The organism is Bacteroides cutis, from assembly GCF_900241005.1.
Lineage (GTDB): Bacteria > Bacteroidota > Bacteroidia > Bacteroidales > Bacteroidaceae > Bacteroides > Bacteroides cutis.
Genome location: NZ_OEST01000004.1, coordinates 158140 through 173037, shown reverse-complemented (window position 1 = coordinate 173037; position 14898 = coordinate 158140). Strand labels below are relative to the sequence as shown.

Annotated in this window: 15 protein-coding genes; 5 read left to right on the top strand and 10 right to left on the bottom strand. The window is 40.4% G+C overall.

What is annotated here, in order from left to right; genetic code table 11:
- Window positions 1-102 precede the first annotated feature (102 nt).
- The gene (locus C1A09_RS10365) at window positions 103-1239 is read right to left on the bottom strand and encodes a DUF2027 domain-containing protein (RefSeq protein ID WP_101543765.1); all 1137 of its coding nucleotides are present in this window, start codon (window positions 1237-1239) and stop codon (window positions 103-105) included.
- A gap of 150 nt (window positions 1240-1389) precedes the next feature.
- Here C1A09_RS10365 and C1A09_RS10360 point away from each other — a divergent pair, with 150 nt between their 5' ends.
- Both C1A09_RS10360 and C1A09_RS10355 read left to right on the top strand, forming a co-directional pair.
- Complete coding sequence (locus C1A09_RS10360; RefSeq protein WP_101543762.1) at window positions 1390-2619, top strand: S-adenosylmethionine:tRNA ribosyltransferase-isomerase; 1230 nt, start codon at window positions 1390-1392, stop codon at window positions 2617-2619.
- Window positions 2620-2623: 4 nt separating this feature from the next.
- A complete protein-coding gene (locus C1A09_RS10355) occupies window positions 2624-3127 on the top strand; it encodes an NUDIX hydrolase (protein ID WP_101543758.1) in 504 nt (167 codons plus the stop codon).
- A 106-nt stretch (window positions 3128-3233) separates the two neighbouring features.
- On the opposite strand, the gene glmM is transcribed toward C1A09_RS10355, so the two are convergent.
- The 8 genes from glmM to C1A09_RS10315 form a co-directional block, all read right to left on the bottom strand.
- Window positions 3234-4622: a phosphoglucosamine mutase gene (gene glmM, locus C1A09_RS10350; protein WP_101543756.1), complete on the bottom strand. Its 1389-nt coding sequence runs from the start codon at window positions 4620-4622 to the stop codon at window positions 3234-3236.
- Window positions 4623-4646: 24 nt separating this feature from the next.
- Window positions 4647-5261 (bottom strand): BamK family beta-barrel-assembly machinery protein, encoded by a 615-nt coding sequence (gene bamK, locus C1A09_RS10345; protein WP_101543753.1) that lies wholly within the window; start codon window positions 5259-5261, stop codon window positions 4647-4649.
- 103 nt (window positions 5262-5364) lie between these two features.
- On the bottom strand, window positions 5365-6402 hold the full coding sequence (locus C1A09_RS10340) for a DHH family phosphoesterase (protein ID WP_101543751.1): 1038 nt from the start codon (window positions 6400-6402) through the stop codon (window positions 5365-5367).
- A 147-nt stretch (window positions 6403-6549) separates the two neighbouring features.
- On the bottom strand, window positions 6550-8592 hold the full coding sequence (locus tag C1A09_RS10335; RefSeq protein ID WP_101543748.1) for a ComEC/Rec2 family competence protein: 2043 nt from the start codon (window positions 8590-8592) through the stop codon (window positions 6550-6552).
- A gap of 54 nt (window positions 8593-8646) precedes the next feature.
- Entirely contained in the window at window positions 8647-9297 is a 651-nt protein-coding gene (gene rpe / locus C1A09_RS10330) for a ribulose-phosphate 3-epimerase (RefSeq protein WP_101543746.1), read from the bottom strand.
- Between the two features lie 73 nt (window positions 9298-9370).
- Window positions 9371-10345, bottom strand: coding sequence for a methionyl-tRNA formyltransferase (gene fmt / locus C1A09_RS10325; protein WP_180949209.1), 975 nt, complete (start codon window positions 10343-10345; stop codon window positions 9371-9373).
- 2 nt (window positions 10346-10347) lie between these two features.
- Window positions 10348-12138, bottom strand: a complete 1791-nt coding sequence (locus C1A09_RS10320) for a chloride channel protein (protein WP_101543743.1) — start codon at window positions 12136-12138, stop codon at window positions 10348-10350.
- A 7-nt stretch (window positions 12139-12145) separates the two neighbouring features.
- Window positions 12146-12709, bottom strand: a complete 564-nt coding sequence (locus C1A09_RS10315; RefSeq protein ID WP_101543740.1) for an L-threonylcarbamoyladenylate synthase — start codon at window positions 12707-12709, stop codon at window positions 12146-12148.
- Between the two features lie 79 nt (window positions 12710-12788).
- On the opposite strand from C1A09_RS10315, the gene C1A09_RS10310 reads away from it, so the two are divergent.
- Genes C1A09_RS10310 through C1A09_RS10300 form a run of 3 tightly spaced genes read left to right on the top strand, consistent with a single transcriptional unit; the run spans window position 12789 to window position 13697 of the window.
- Entirely contained in the window at window positions 12789-13226 is a 438-nt protein-coding gene (locus tag C1A09_RS10310) for an acyl-CoA thioesterase (protein WP_101543737.1), read from the top strand.
- A 43-nt stretch (window positions 13227-13269) separates the two neighbouring features.
- Window positions 13270-13476 (top strand): hypothetical protein, encoded by a 207-nt coding sequence (locus C1A09_RS10305; protein WP_101543735.1) that lies wholly within the window; start codon window positions 13270-13272, stop codon window positions 13474-13476.
- Entirely contained in the window at window positions 13467-13697 is a 231-nt protein-coding gene (locus C1A09_RS10300) for a hypothetical protein (RefSeq protein WP_101543733.1), read from the top strand. Before C1A09_RS10305 ends, C1A09_RS10300 begins: the two co-directional genes overlap by 10 nt.
- 32 nt (window positions 13698-13729) lie before the next feature.
- On the opposite strand, the gene C1A09_RS10295 is transcribed toward C1A09_RS10300, so the two are convergent.
- Complete coding sequence (locus tag C1A09_RS10295; RefSeq protein WP_101543731.1) at window positions 13730-14890, bottom strand: AraC family transcriptional regulator; 1161 nt, start codon at window positions 14888-14890, stop codon at window positions 13730-13732.
- Window positions 14891-14898 lie beyond the last annotated feature (8 nt).

Genomic DNA, 14898 nt, shown 5'->3' with positions numbered 1-14898 from the left:
GGGAGAATGTACAAGCACTCCAAATAAAAAGGAATATACCTAAACTTACATAAAGCAGGGCAGCCTTCTTTCGATTCACACACATATTCTATAGAGCTTTCGTTACTTTATAGTAACCATTGTTGCCCCAAACCCATATTCCTGAAAAGATGCATCTTGTGTTCTACAGGTAGAATATTTACGCTTCAATTCATCTAAAAGAGCTTTGCGGAGTACACCATCCCCTTTACCATGTATAAAGACAAGACGTTGTTCACGCTTATTCTTATATTGCTTCATCACCTCACGAAATTTATCCAACTGATAATTCAGGATTTCACTGTTACTCATTCCGTGAGTATCATCGAGCAGCTCCCCGATATGCAAATCAATCTCAATGATTTCATTTTTACCTCCGCGCTTAATAATTGTCTGCGGTTTAGCCGGAACGTCTACCACTTTTTTCTGTATTAGGACATCTTGCAGTTCTTCGGCAGACACATAGACTTGTTTAACAGGAAGATCGTTCCTGACAATATCGTATATCAACGCCGGAGTTTCAAAGAAGTCCGAACTTTGGAAAGTATGCAATTTATAAAACTTCACGGTATCAATACGTATTTCTACGTTAATGGCAGGCTTCATGGCAAAGGAACGGTTATCCTTGAAAGCCACCAATTGTACGGCTACACGCTCACGATCATTCAATTCCGACTTCTCAAATTCTTCCAATAAAAGCTTAGTGTTCGGTTCTATCAGACCATAGGAACGGGCTGTCCACGATTTACCTTCAGCACCGAGATAGGTATAATACATATAGTAATTACTGTCATTTACAAGATAGGTTTCGAAAGGAGTGGTACTTACAGCCTTTATATCTTCGGGAACGAAAGCAAGAAAAACATTCAACACATCACCACCTTTCATTTCCGGTTGACGATACACAGAGATTTGAGGCTTCGGCAAACATTCGATCTGCGACTCTGAAGAATGAGATACCGATAACACAGCGGCTTTCTTGGCTGTTTCAGAAGCCTTCCGTGGCAATTGTTGTTCTTCTTTTTTCTTATTGGCAGCAGCCTTGGCGGCAGGAGTAGGAATATTATAGTCATCAGTTTCAATCACCACACATTCGTGTATAGGCATCGGAATATCGAAACCATCCTGATCTTCTACCAATACGATATTTTTCCCCTGAAATCCTGTTACCACACCTCCTCCTACTTCACTGAGGAAACGCACTTTATCTCCTATTTTCATCTTTTTATTCGCGATTTAATAATTTACTATTTTACTATTGAAAGTACTAAAGTCACAACTGCTGCACAAAGATACGGTAACTCAATAAAAAAAGATAGAAAAAGACGATAAATATCTGTACCTTTGCAGCCTGTAAAAAGAAATAAAGAAATGAAAGAAGATCCGAAACATATCCGAATCAGAGAATTCAACTATCCACTTCCGGATGAACGCATAGCCAAATTTCCCTTACCGGAGCGAGACCAATCAAAATTATTGTTATATCGGCATGGTGAAGTTTCAGAAGATAAATTCACTTCGCTACCTGAATATCTTCCATCCAACAGTTTGATGATATTTAATAACACAAAGGTTATCCAGGCACGTTTGCACTTCCGCAAAGAAACTGGCGCATTGATTGAGGTATTCTGCCTAGAACCGATACAGCCCAACGACTATGCCCTCAATTTCCAACAAACGGAACATGCCGCATGGCTCTGCATGATAGGTAATCTGAAGAAATGGAAAGAAGGTATCCTAAAACGGGAAATGATTGTAAAAGGAAAGTCGCTTACATTGATCGCTGAACGTGGAAAATGCCATGGAACCAGCCATTGGATAGATTTTCGTTGGGATAATCCTGGAGTTACCTTTGCAGATATTCTTGAAGTATTCGGAGAATTACCTATCCCCCCCTATCTGAATAGAGAAACGCAGGAAAGTGATAAAGAGACATACCAGACTGTTTATTCCAAAATAAAAGGTTCTGTAGCTGCTCCTACCGCCGGATTGCATTTTACTCCACGCGTACTGGATGCATTGCGTAATAAAGGAGTCGATTTGGAGGAACTAACTCTCCATGTAGGTGCAGGAACATTTAAGCCTGTCAAGAGTGAAGAAATAGAAGGACATGAAATGCATACGGAATATATTTCCGTTTCGCGTGCCACGCTAGAGAAATTGATTGCTCATGAGGGTAAAGCAATTGCAGTGGGAACTACTTCCGTTCGTACACTAGAAAGTCTTTATCATATCGGCATTTCTCTGCTAAAAAAGCCTGATGCTACAGAAAATGAACTACACGTAAAACAATGGCAACCCTATGAAATGACTCCCGAAGAAGATAAAACATCTGTTGTTGAAGCTTTACAAGCCATCGTAGATTATCTTGACCGTCATGGAATGGAAACTTTGCATACCAGTACCCAGATTATCATAGCTCCGGGATATGATTATAGAATAGTAAAAGCAATGATCACCAACTTCCATCAACCTCAAAGTACGTTATTACTACTTGTATCTGCTTTTGTGGAAGGTAACTGGAGAAAAATTTATGACTATGCACTCAGTCATGATTTTCGTTTTCTAAGTTATGGAGATTCTTCATTATTAATACCTTAACCTTATGAACTACGACAACAATCAAGAAATGTTCCCCCTTGTCGACGAACAAGGTAATATCATAGGTGCAGCAACTCGCGGTGAATGCCACAACGGTAGTAAACTGCTGCATCCAGTCATTCATCTTCACGTTTTCAATTCCAAAGGCGAACTTTATCTACAAAAGCGTCCACTTTGGAAAGAGATACAACCGGGAAAATGGGACACATCCGTGGGTGGACATATAGATCTCGGTGAGAGTGTGGAAATAGCGCTAAAACGGGAAGTACAGGAAGAATTAGGTATCACGGATTTCACTCCTGAAGCCATTACGAACTATGTTTTTGAGTCTGTCCGTGAAAAAGAACTTGTATTTGTACACAAGACTGTGTATGATGGTGAAATACATCCCAGTGATGAACTGGATGGCGGACGTTTCTGGAGTATTGAAGAAATTAAGAAAAATATCGGGAAAGGAGTATTTACCCCGAATTTCGAAGGAGAAATAGAACGAGTGAAACTATTCTAATCAATGTATCAACACGATTAGTTAATCTCAATGATAACTGAAAATAGTAATGGCGATAATCTTCCGATTATCGCCATTACTATTTTCAGTTATCATTGAGATCTTCTTATTTCGCCAAGTCTTCAATCACCTTCATAATCTGCTGACCGATTTCTTCGGCAGCTTCCGGTGTAGCGGCTTCGCTATAAACACGAATAATCGGCTCTGTATTACTCTTACGCAAATGAACCCATTTATCAGGGAAGTCAATCTTAACACCATCAATGTCATTGATTTCTTCCTTCTTATAGAGTTCCTTCACTTTAGCCAAAATGGCATCTACGTCAGTATCCGGAGTCAAATCCACACGGTTCTTTGCCATGAAATAAGACGGATAAGAAGCACGTAGTTCACTTACCTTCTTTCCTTCATGTGCCAAGTGGCTCAAGAACAAAGCAATACCAACCAAAGCGTCACGACCGTAATGACTGGCAGGATAGATAACACCACCATTCCCCTCACCACCGATAACAGCACCTACCTGTTTCATTTTAGTAGTTACATTTACTTCACCTACAGCAGAAGCCGAATATTCCTGACCGTACTTGCGGGTTACGTCACGCAAAGCACGTGTAGAACTCAAGTTAGAGACCGTATTACCCGGAGTGTGTTTCAGCACATAGTCGGCAACGGTTACCAATGTATATTCTTCACCATACATCTTACCGTCCTCACAAATCATAGCTAAACGGTCTACATCCGGATCGACCACGAAAGCGACATCCGCTTTTCCACCTTTCATCAGGTTCATAATGTCACCCAAGTTCTTTTCCAACGGTTCGGGATTGTGCTGGAAGTTACCGGTTGGTTCACAATATAGCTTTTCTACATACTGAACACCCAATTGTTCGAGCAACTGTGGGAGAATGATACCACCTACAGAATTTACACAGTCAATGGCAACACGGAAATTTGCCCTTTTGATGGCTTCTACATCTACCAAGTCAAGAGCTAATACACTGTCAATATGCTTTTGATTGTATGTCAAGTCCTTACGATAAGAGCCGAGTTTGTCGACTTCGGCATATTCAAATTCTTCAGCTTCAGCAATACGAAGTACTTCATTACCTTCTGCCGCATTCAGGAATTCACCCTTTTCGTTCAGAAGTTTCAAAGCATTCCATTGTTTCGGGTTGTGAGAAGCAGTCAGGATAATACCACCGCTGGCACCCTCCATCGTTACGGCCAATTCTGTAGTCGGAGTAGATGCCAGATCAATGTCTACCACATCCCATCCCATACCCATCAAGGTACCTACTACTACATTCTTCACCATTTCACCTGAGATACGCGCATCGCGACCTACTATAATTTTGTTATTTTTTACAGTGCATGTTTTACGGATAAGGGTAGCATACGCAGATGTAAACTTCACAATGTCGAGAGGATTTAATCCTTCGCCCGCACCACCGCCGATTGTTCCACGGATTCCAGAGATAGATTTGATTAGAGTCATAGGTTAATATTTTAAATTGTTTGGTTAGTTCCAGATTTGATATTTCTGAATATCATAATAATAAGGGTAAACATATTGTATAGCAGTCTGGTGTCCCATTTTTGACGGAACTATTAATCTGACATGTGCACCATTACGTACATAAGTTAATGGCACGAGCCAACCGGCAGGAACAGACGAACCATAATACGCAAGCATGTATCCTTGCAAGAAAAGTCCCGCTATAGAAGAAGTAGTCACAGTATATCTGAAAGCGTCCACCGTTTCTGTAGCATTCAGATTGGATAAAGTAGTATCTTTATCAAGAATACTATATTCCATAAAGCGCACTAATACTTCATCATTGCTCTTTACCGTATCATACTTGTTCACATAGTCATCAGTATCAGGATAACCCTTAGACACTATATTCATATACACACCGCTAACAAGTTGAACAAATTCATTTTCCTTGGTAGTAGAATCTTGCGCATAGAAATCAGATTGAGAAATAACTGTAAAATTATTTTTTCTGATAAAATCTTCGATGCCTTTTTTTTCATCTTCCAGCATCTCTGCATAGGTCTTTGTATCATCGCAGGCTTGAAAGCCAAAACTAAATGCCAATAAAGACAAAAGGAATAAAGTAAGTTTCTTCATTTCTGTTATTTAGTAATTTCGTACAAAAGTATTTGATTTTCTTGTAAGTTAAAAGCTACGGCTCGAAAGTTCGTATCTTTTAACCTTTACAACTAAACTTTTTTTATCCTTTCGCATTAAGCAATGGCTTAAACTTTTCTAATGCTTGTTCCAAAACTTTCTTCGCTTCTTCCATGGTTCCAAAAAATTCGCCACCGGACGCATTCAGGTGTCCACCACCATTAAAAAACTCTGCAGCCAACTTATTACAAGGGAACTTACCTACCGAACGCAAAGAAACCTTGATCATCGGCTTCTCTGTATCTTCACGCAGAAAACAAGAAAAAACAACATTTTTGATACTCAAAGGTATATTTACAAACCCCTCACTATCACCACGAATATAGTCGAACCGGCTTTGCTCTTTCTTCGTCAAAGATATCAATGCAGCACGATAATCCGGATATACCGTCATCTGTGACAACACATATCCCATCAATCGTAAACGGCTTTCTGAATAGGTATTGTAGACTTTTCGGTAAATTTCATCTTTATCTATCCCTTTGGAAAGCAGCTCACTGATTATAAAATAAATTTCACGATTATTGGAATTATAAGTAAAACCACCAGTATCGGTCATCATACCTGTGTAAATACATTCAGCTCCTTCTTTTGTGATATCGCTGAAATACCCCATCCTACATATCAAGCGGAATATAAGTTCGGATGTAGAAGATATCTCTGGATGGGAAATAATAATTCTACTGAAATCTTCTGGATTCAAATGATGGTCTACCAATATCTTTCTTGCCGGAGAAGCAAGCACGGCATCTGCCATAGCGTCGATACGATGAATTGCGTTGAAGTCGAGGCAACAAATAACATCGGCTTCCGCAATCAGTTTATCCGCAAATTCTTTATAATGATCGTAAAGAAGGATATCCTTACTACCGGGCATCCACTTCAGAAAATCAGGAAATGCATTGGGAACAATAATATTCACATCCTTATCCTGTGTATTCAGGAAATGCCATAATCCCAAAGAGGAACCTATCGCATCACCGTCGGGAGCGACATGTGACACAATGACTATTTTCTCTGCACGTTCCATCCATTTGGCAAAATGATCTATCTTTGATTGTTCTATTACTTTAGTTAACATATAATTGATTTACAATTTATTCCCTACGGTCATGACATATCTTTTATCTTTAACACATAGGTACGTTGATGATTTACGACTAAACGATTGGTATAACTCCGTTCATCCATAACAATTGAGCAGACAAAAGTACAAAAAGTTTATGATTTATAATAATATACGGATAGAACCTTTTTTTGAAAGAGAAAGATAGGAGATACCTAAACGAATGCAGTCGTTGATAATTTTTTCTTGATAAAAATCAGACAAAGAAGAATCAAGTACCACAGTTCCTATTGTAAACAAGGAAGTAAGTTCCTTAATATCACCTTTATATCCTTTCAAAACATAAAGATAATCAATAGATATCGGTACATCTGCCTGTTTATTATGCCAACGACCATCTGCTAATAAACAGATATGTTTACCACCATAAGAAACAATCTGATTATGAACAGAAATCTCAGCCGTAGAGAAATCTCCTGCCACCAACACAGGTTGTTTCAAACGTAAATGATTCCAATGAGGAGAAAGAGTGCGTTGCAAACGCGTAATATTCGGCAAACTATCTGTACATACTAACCAAGAATTAGCATTATCCGCCAAACAATGTATAACCGGACATCCGTGAACATTGTAAAATTCAAGGCTTCGCCGGGGAACGTATGACAGAAATGTAAAAGTATGATAGAAGCCCCCCAACATTATGACAAATAAAGCAATATACGTATTTTTGACCGTATGACGTGTAAGGGCACGATATCCCAGTATGAAACATAGATAGAAGAAAAATACTTCCCACACATCTATCCATATATTATCAATAGAAGCAAAAGGAAGCTGTTCTATCCTATGAAGCACCACATTCTGAATGTGTATTAACGTATCCAATGCCACTGCCACTCCTTGCTGTAAAAAAGGAAAAGGTATAAGAATCCAGAGAAGTAACGCAGTATACATAATAATCGTAACCATCGGAATTACCCATAAATTTGTCAACAAAAAATAAATAGAAAAACGAGAAAAATACAGCATAACTAAAGGAGCAGTACCTATCTGGGCAGTAATAGACACTGTCACCAGTCCCCATACTTTTCTCAGGAAGTAGTTCTTTATTGTGAATAAACCATACATTTTTGATTGAAAAAGTAAAATCGTCGCAACAGCCGCAAAAGAAAGTCGAAAACCAATATCAAACAGCCAAACCGGATTTACCAATAACATTAAAAATGCTGTTACAGCCAATGTATTCATCGTCAAAGGATTCTCCGTTTGTAGTTTAGAAATAACTAAAAGCGAACACATTATCACCGAACGAACCACAGAAGAAGACAAACCTGTAAAAAAAGCAAAACTCCATAAAAGAAGAATTATCACTAAAAGCATAACAGGCTTTAAATAATTCCACCTTTGCCACAATGGTGACAGTATAAAGAGAAACAATACATACAAAAATCCGACATGTAACCCTGAAAGAGCCAATACATGACTGGCACCAGTAACTGAATATGTCTCTACAATATCTTCACTCAGTTCATCTTTATCTCCTACCGTAAGTGCAGAAAGGATAGCTAACTCGTCCCCTTTCAACCCTAATTTCCGATAAAGAGCAATCACTCTCTTTCTGTAATCTAAAGCTATCTGTCTGAAAGAATGAGATTCATCATAACCTATTATTTTCCAATGTCCGGTAGCCACATAAGCAGTTCCACTAATTCCTTTACGAACCAGATAACGAGCATAATCAAATTCATCAGGATTTCCATTATTAACAGGAGGATTCAGACGGGTATATATCAGTAATTCATTCCCTCTACACAAAGCATAAGTAACAGAATCTTTCGGGAAATATAACAAGAAAACATTCTTTGCAGTCGCATGAAGAAATGTATCTTTTTGCACTTCCCCATTAAGGACACCACGAAATAAAATACTACTTTCTTTAATTTCCGGTTCTCCATCAAGAGTAACCCGATAAACAGAAGCTTCGTTTGAAAAGGTATATTCTGTTTTCTTCACTTGTTGACCAGCCAAAGTAGCTCCTAAACCAAACAGAAAAATAAAAACCGTTCCTCCGTACAGTCTATGGAATGAATAACGATAGGAAATGAACAAAATTCCCAGCAAGAACAATAAGCCTGACATCCATACACCAACAGAAAGTACATAAGGAAATGCTTCCCCATATACAATTCCACCAGCCAACGGCATCAAAAGTCGAAGGTAAGGATACCGTTGTAAACCGTTTATTGACAATAAAGTCTCTTAGACATTTTTCAAAGCACGGATAGCCTCTTCCGGATCACGGGCGGAGAATATCGCATTACCTGCTACCAGCGCATCAGCACCAGCTTCTACTAAGCAAGCTCCTGTTTCCAAATTAACACCTCCGTCTACTTCTATCAAAGCTTGCGAACCGGTTAGTGTTATCAATTCACGCAACTCACGTACCTTCTCAACGGTATGTTTTATGAATTTCTGACCACCAAAGCCAGGATTAACTCCCATCAGCAATACCATATACACATCATTAATAATATCTTTCAACATTGCCACAGGTGTAGCCGGATTTATCGTTACCGCCGGCTGCATTCCCGCTTCGCGTATCTGTTGTATCACCCGGTGCAGATGTGGACAAGCTTCATAGTGCACATTCATGATATGGGCGCCCAATGCTTTCACTTCCGGTATAAACTTTTCAGGTTGTACAATCATCAGATGTACATCCAAAGGCTTTTCCGAAAGCTTTGCTACATATTTCAATACAGGAAAACCGAAAGAGATATTCGGGACAAAAACACCATCCATAATATCGATGTGTACCCAATCAGCTTCACTGCTGTTAATCATTTCAATGTCATTTGCCAGATATGCAAAATTGGCAGAAAGGATAGAAGGTGATATAATAGTTTTCATAACAGTTATAATGTAAAGGTTATATGAAAGTATAACATATAAATATCCAGAAAAGATTTCATATGAGCAATGTTCATCGCAATTTATATTCTTCCGTCAGATGAAAGCCGCGCAACAGTTCATCCGTTTTCAACCGCTTTTTACCAGGAAGTTGAAGAGAATGAATTTCTATCATTCCGTCCATGGTAGCTACACGAATATAAGTCTTACCATCCGTCAAGAGTGTTCCGGGTTCCAATTGATGGGACTGAAAGATTTTTTCCGTTTCAAAAATTTTCAAGACCACTACTGCTCCGTCCGGCTGTACCAATTCAGTCCAAGCTGCAGGATATGGAGACAAGCCACGAATGAAATCATATATACGTTTAACAGATTGGTTCCAATCAATACGACAGGTATCTTTAAAAATTTTCGGTGCAAGGCGCAATTCACCTACCTGAACCATTTTTTCCTGCGGAATACTCTCAACCGTACCGGCAAGAATGGCATCCACGGTTTCCGTCACCAAACGTCCTCCCAACATCATCAACTTATCATGTACAATACCCACATTGTCCGTATCCCCAATAGGAACTCGCACTTGCTGGATAACCTCACCCGTATCAATTTCATGTTTTAAGAAGAAAGTAGTAATACCGGTTTCCTTATCGCCATTGATAACTGCCCAATTGATGGGAGCAGCCCCCCGATATTGCGGCAACAAAGAAGCGTGCAGGTTGAATGTGCCCAAACGAGGCATATTCCAAACAACCTCCGGTAACATACGAAAAGCAACTACAATTTGCAAATCAGCTTTCCACGCACGCAATTCCTCCACAAATGTCTCATCTTTTAACTTTTCCGGTTGAAGCAACGGCAGACGATGTTCGAGTGCATATTGTTTCACGGGAGAATATTGGATTTTATGTCCACGTCCCGCAGGTTTATCCGGCATTGTAATCACACCTACTACATTATATCCACCTTGTATCAGGCAACGAAGGGGTTCTACCGCAAAATCAGGAGTACCCATATATACTATTCGCAAATCTTCTTTTTTCATAACCATTTTCAATCTTCCGAAAAATGTACCAGCACCTGACGGTACGAATTAAATATCTTTGATTTAGAGACAAAGCCCAGATACTTTCCTTCACAATCTACCACAGGCAAATTCCACGCCTTGGTATCATCAAAAGTACGCATCACTTGCTCCATACTATCCGTATCAAATAAACGCGCAGGCGCCGAAGTCATCAGTTTGCCCACCGTAAAGCGATGATACAATTCTTGCCGGAACATAATATTACGTATATCATCCAGCAATACGATACCAATCAGCTTACCTATATTGTCTGTTACTGGGAATATATTACGATGTGATGCAGAAATCGCCTTTACCAATTCACTCAAATCCATTTCAGGATGTACTACGACAAAATCCTTTTCTACCACATTCTCTACTTTCATCAAAGTCAACACAGCTTTGTCCTTATGATGAGTCAACAGTTCTCCTTTCTTTGCCAAACGCATGGAATAAATACTATGTGGCTCAAACACGATGATAGTCAGATAAGCGCTGACGGAAACAATCATCAGCGGCAGGAACAAATCATATCCACCCGTCAACTCGGCTATGAGGAATACACCCGTCAGCGGAGCGTGCATCACGCCGCTCATCACTCCCGCCATGCCCATCAATGCAAAATTCTTCTCCGGCAAAAAAGGAGATATCTCAAACTCATTGCTGAAATGCGAGAATACAAATCCGGCGATACATCCCAGATACAGAGAAGGCGCAAAGATACCGCCGCAACCGCCACCACCATTTGTAGCGCTCGACGCGAATACTTTAAAAAGGATAATCAGCATCAGGTAAAGCAGCAACAACTGCCCGTTCCCATAGAAGAAGGAGTTGTTCATCACAGTATCCCACTGAGCATTGCTCGTACCGTTCAGCAACAATTCTATCGTATCGTAACCTTCACCGTAGAGTGGCGGAAAAAGGAAAATCAAGATACTCAGCATAGCGCCACCCACCAGCAACTTCTTGTAAGGCACTTTCAGCCTGCCGAATACTCCCTCAACCGAGTTCATTGCGCGCGTAAAATAGAGCGAAACCAGCCCGCAGAATATACCCAGCATAATAACATAAGGGATACGTTCCAATTCAAAAGCCTGGTCGAGGTGGAATTTAAACATCGCTTCCGTTCCCGTCATAATGTACGAAACGGTTGCCGCCGTTACCGCCGAAATCAACAGAGGCAATAAAGAAGACATAGTAAGGTCAATCATCAGCACTTCCAACGTAAACACCAGTCCCGCAATCGGTGCTTTGAAGATGCCCGCCACCGCACCGGCGGCGCCACAACCCACCAACAGCATCAGTGTGCGGTGTTCCATCTTGAACATGCTTCCCAAATTGGAACCGATAGCCGAACCCGTCAGCACAATCGGCGCTTCCGCTCCTACCGAACCACCAAAACCAATGGTGATGGAACTAGCTATGATAGACGACCAGGTATTATGCCTTTTAATGCGTCCCTGCCTGCGTGATATGGCATAAAGAATTTTTGTGACTCCATGACTGATATCGTCCTTCACCACATAACGTACAAACAGTCCCGCCAGAAAGATACCTACCACCGGATAAACCAAATACAAGTAATTTGCCTCTGTAGCATTAAAATTATCCGTCAGGAAATTCTGTATCCAATGTATCAGAACCTTCAAAATCAGTGCAGCCAACGCTGTAAAGATGCCAACCAAGAAGCTGAGGAGCAAAATAAACCTTTTTTCCTTCACATTCTTTTCGCGCCAGATGATGAAGCGCTGTAACCAACTAATTTTTTCTCCTGCCATTTTCTTTTTATTCTCGGATTATTTTAATGACACCACCTTTATCTAATTTAATAATACTGGACGGTTTCGGATGTCCCATTTCCTCCTGACGAACTCCTACAATATAATCTACCGCAGACTTTATGTCTTCACTTATCTCACTGAAATTAGCGGGTGAAGGTTGACCACTGATATTAGCCGAAGTAGACACTATCGCTTTACGGAACTGTTGACAAAGTCTTTTCGAGAATTCTTCATCCGTCACCCGAATACCTACACTGCCATCCTCAGCAACCAAATTAGAGGCCAGATGACGTGCTCCTGAATAAATTATAGTTAACGGCTTATCTGCCAGTTCAATCAAATCCCATGCTATTTCCGGTACATCCCGAACATAGAAATCGACCTTTACGGCAGAATCTACCAACACCAGCATCGCCTTGCTATCGGAACGTTGCTTTATCTCATACACACGCCGCACCGCATCTTCGTTGGTAGCGTCACAACCTATACCCCAGATGGTATCCGTAGGGTACAAAATTATTCCACCCTCATTCATCACTTGGCAGGCTTTTTTAATGTCTTCTATCATTTCTTGATGTATAAAAACAGTGATTAACACGCAAAATTAGTAATTTTGCACCGATAATAGAAAAGTTTAAGAGAAAACAATGGAAGAAATTCAATTTAACCACACCTTGCCTATACAACTACGCTTTAACGATGTTGATAAATTCGGGCATGTCAACAATACGGTCTATTTCTCTTTTTATGATTTAGGTAAAACAGAATATTTTGCTTCCGTATGTCCTCACGTCGATTGGCAAAAAGACGGGATTGTCGTTGTCCACATTGAGGCAGATTTTCTTGCACAGATTTATGGTTCAGACCACATCGCTGTACAAACTGCCGTCACAAAGATAGGAACCAAAAGTTTTCACCTTGCCCAGCGTGTTATCGATACAGAAACACGTGAAGTGAAATGTACCTGTACTTCTATTATGGTGACATACGACCTCAACAAGCATATATCCAAACCGCTAACGGAAGAATGGATTGAAGCTATCTGCAAGTACGAAGGAAAAGATTTGAGAAAAAAGAAATATTAAAAAATCTTGCAATATATTTGGTTACTTGTTTCTATACAAACAGATGATAGACACGCAAGTAAATCTAGATAATATAAATTTCACTATCATTATGTTTCTATCTATGCTGATTTGCGCCAGTATCTTCCAAACTTTCATCTATCTGGATAGTGCAGGCAGTATTATCGGGAAATCTGTCTTCATGATAGTTTCCTGCGCTTTGGCAATGGTTATAGGCGCTGTAGCAAGCGTTGTCATTATATGCCTTTAATACTTTATCTCATTTTGATGATTTTGGGTAAAGCAGCTTTCAGCAGTACGTCATCTTCCGGCAGTTCTTCCTCATCGAACGAAGAAACCGAACGAATAACGACTACTGATGAAAATGGTTTTGAACGCGAATTAAAAGACCAAGGATTTGGTAGCTATCGTGATGACCATGGACGACAATGGAAAGATAATTATGACGGTACTGTCAGTCGTGATGATTAATACACCAATAATAGCATTTGAATAGCAAGCACCTACTTGATACGATTTTGTTTGCGATACTCAACCGGCACACAACCTTTATATTGCTTGAATTGCCGTGCCAGATTTTTAGAATCAGGAAGCCCGACTTGCACGGCAATTTCGGCAATAGGAGCATCGCTTGCCAGTAGTAATTGCGAAAAGCGCTCCATACGGAGGTCAAAGACATATTGGTAAATAGATTTTCCCGTAGCTTCGCGGAAGCGCATTTCAAGCAAGCGGCGGGAAAGAGGAACTTGCTTCACCACATCCTCCACTCCGATTTTATTTGCCAAATTCTGATGAACGAACCGCAGCACAGTAAGAATAGACGGATTATCGGTCGCATAAATATCTGTGGAGAGGCGGTTTACGATAGTGACCGGATGGATGATTACATCTTCATAAGTTGTAGTACTGTCATGAATCAAGGCATCAATCAGCCGGGCAGCTTCATATCCACCTTTTTGTATATTCAGGCTGACACTGGACAAAGGCGGCTCTGAAAGGCTACAGACAATATCATCATTATCAACCCCTAATACGGCAATCTCCTCCGGAATATGAATGCCCAATATCCGGCAGACCTCCATGATACGATTGGCTTGCGTATCATCGCACGCCATTAAAGCAACCGGATGCGGAAGAGATTTTATCCAATTTGCCAAAGGCTCCGACTCGTAGTACCACAAATTTTCTAAAGGCTGTTTGCGATAATCGTAGAAATTACCGCCAAAACCTTTCTCAATAATTCGTTCACGGAAACCCGTGCAACGTTCTTCCGACCAAACCACATTCCGATAACCATAGAAAGCAAAATTACGGAAACCTTTTTGGAGGAAGAAATCAGCCGCCATACGTCCGGTCTGTTTGTATTCACTGGTAATATTAGGAATGGAAGTGAAACGCGATTTGAAGTCCTGCGCCAAAGCAACTATACCGTTTTGACGAAAAACCCACACATCGTCATCGTCATTGAACTGGGCAATGATAGCATCCGCCTCCCATTTTTTTGCCCACTTCAGTACGCTTTCCAGACCGTAAGTTTCTTTATAAGAAGGGGGCATCCGGCATACCACCCAAGGTTCGCGACCTTTGGAGTACTCCAGGATGCCCCTCAATAAGTTGTGAGCAAAAGCTTCCGTAAAATCAGTCAATAATATCAGCCTAACCATACGGAGTG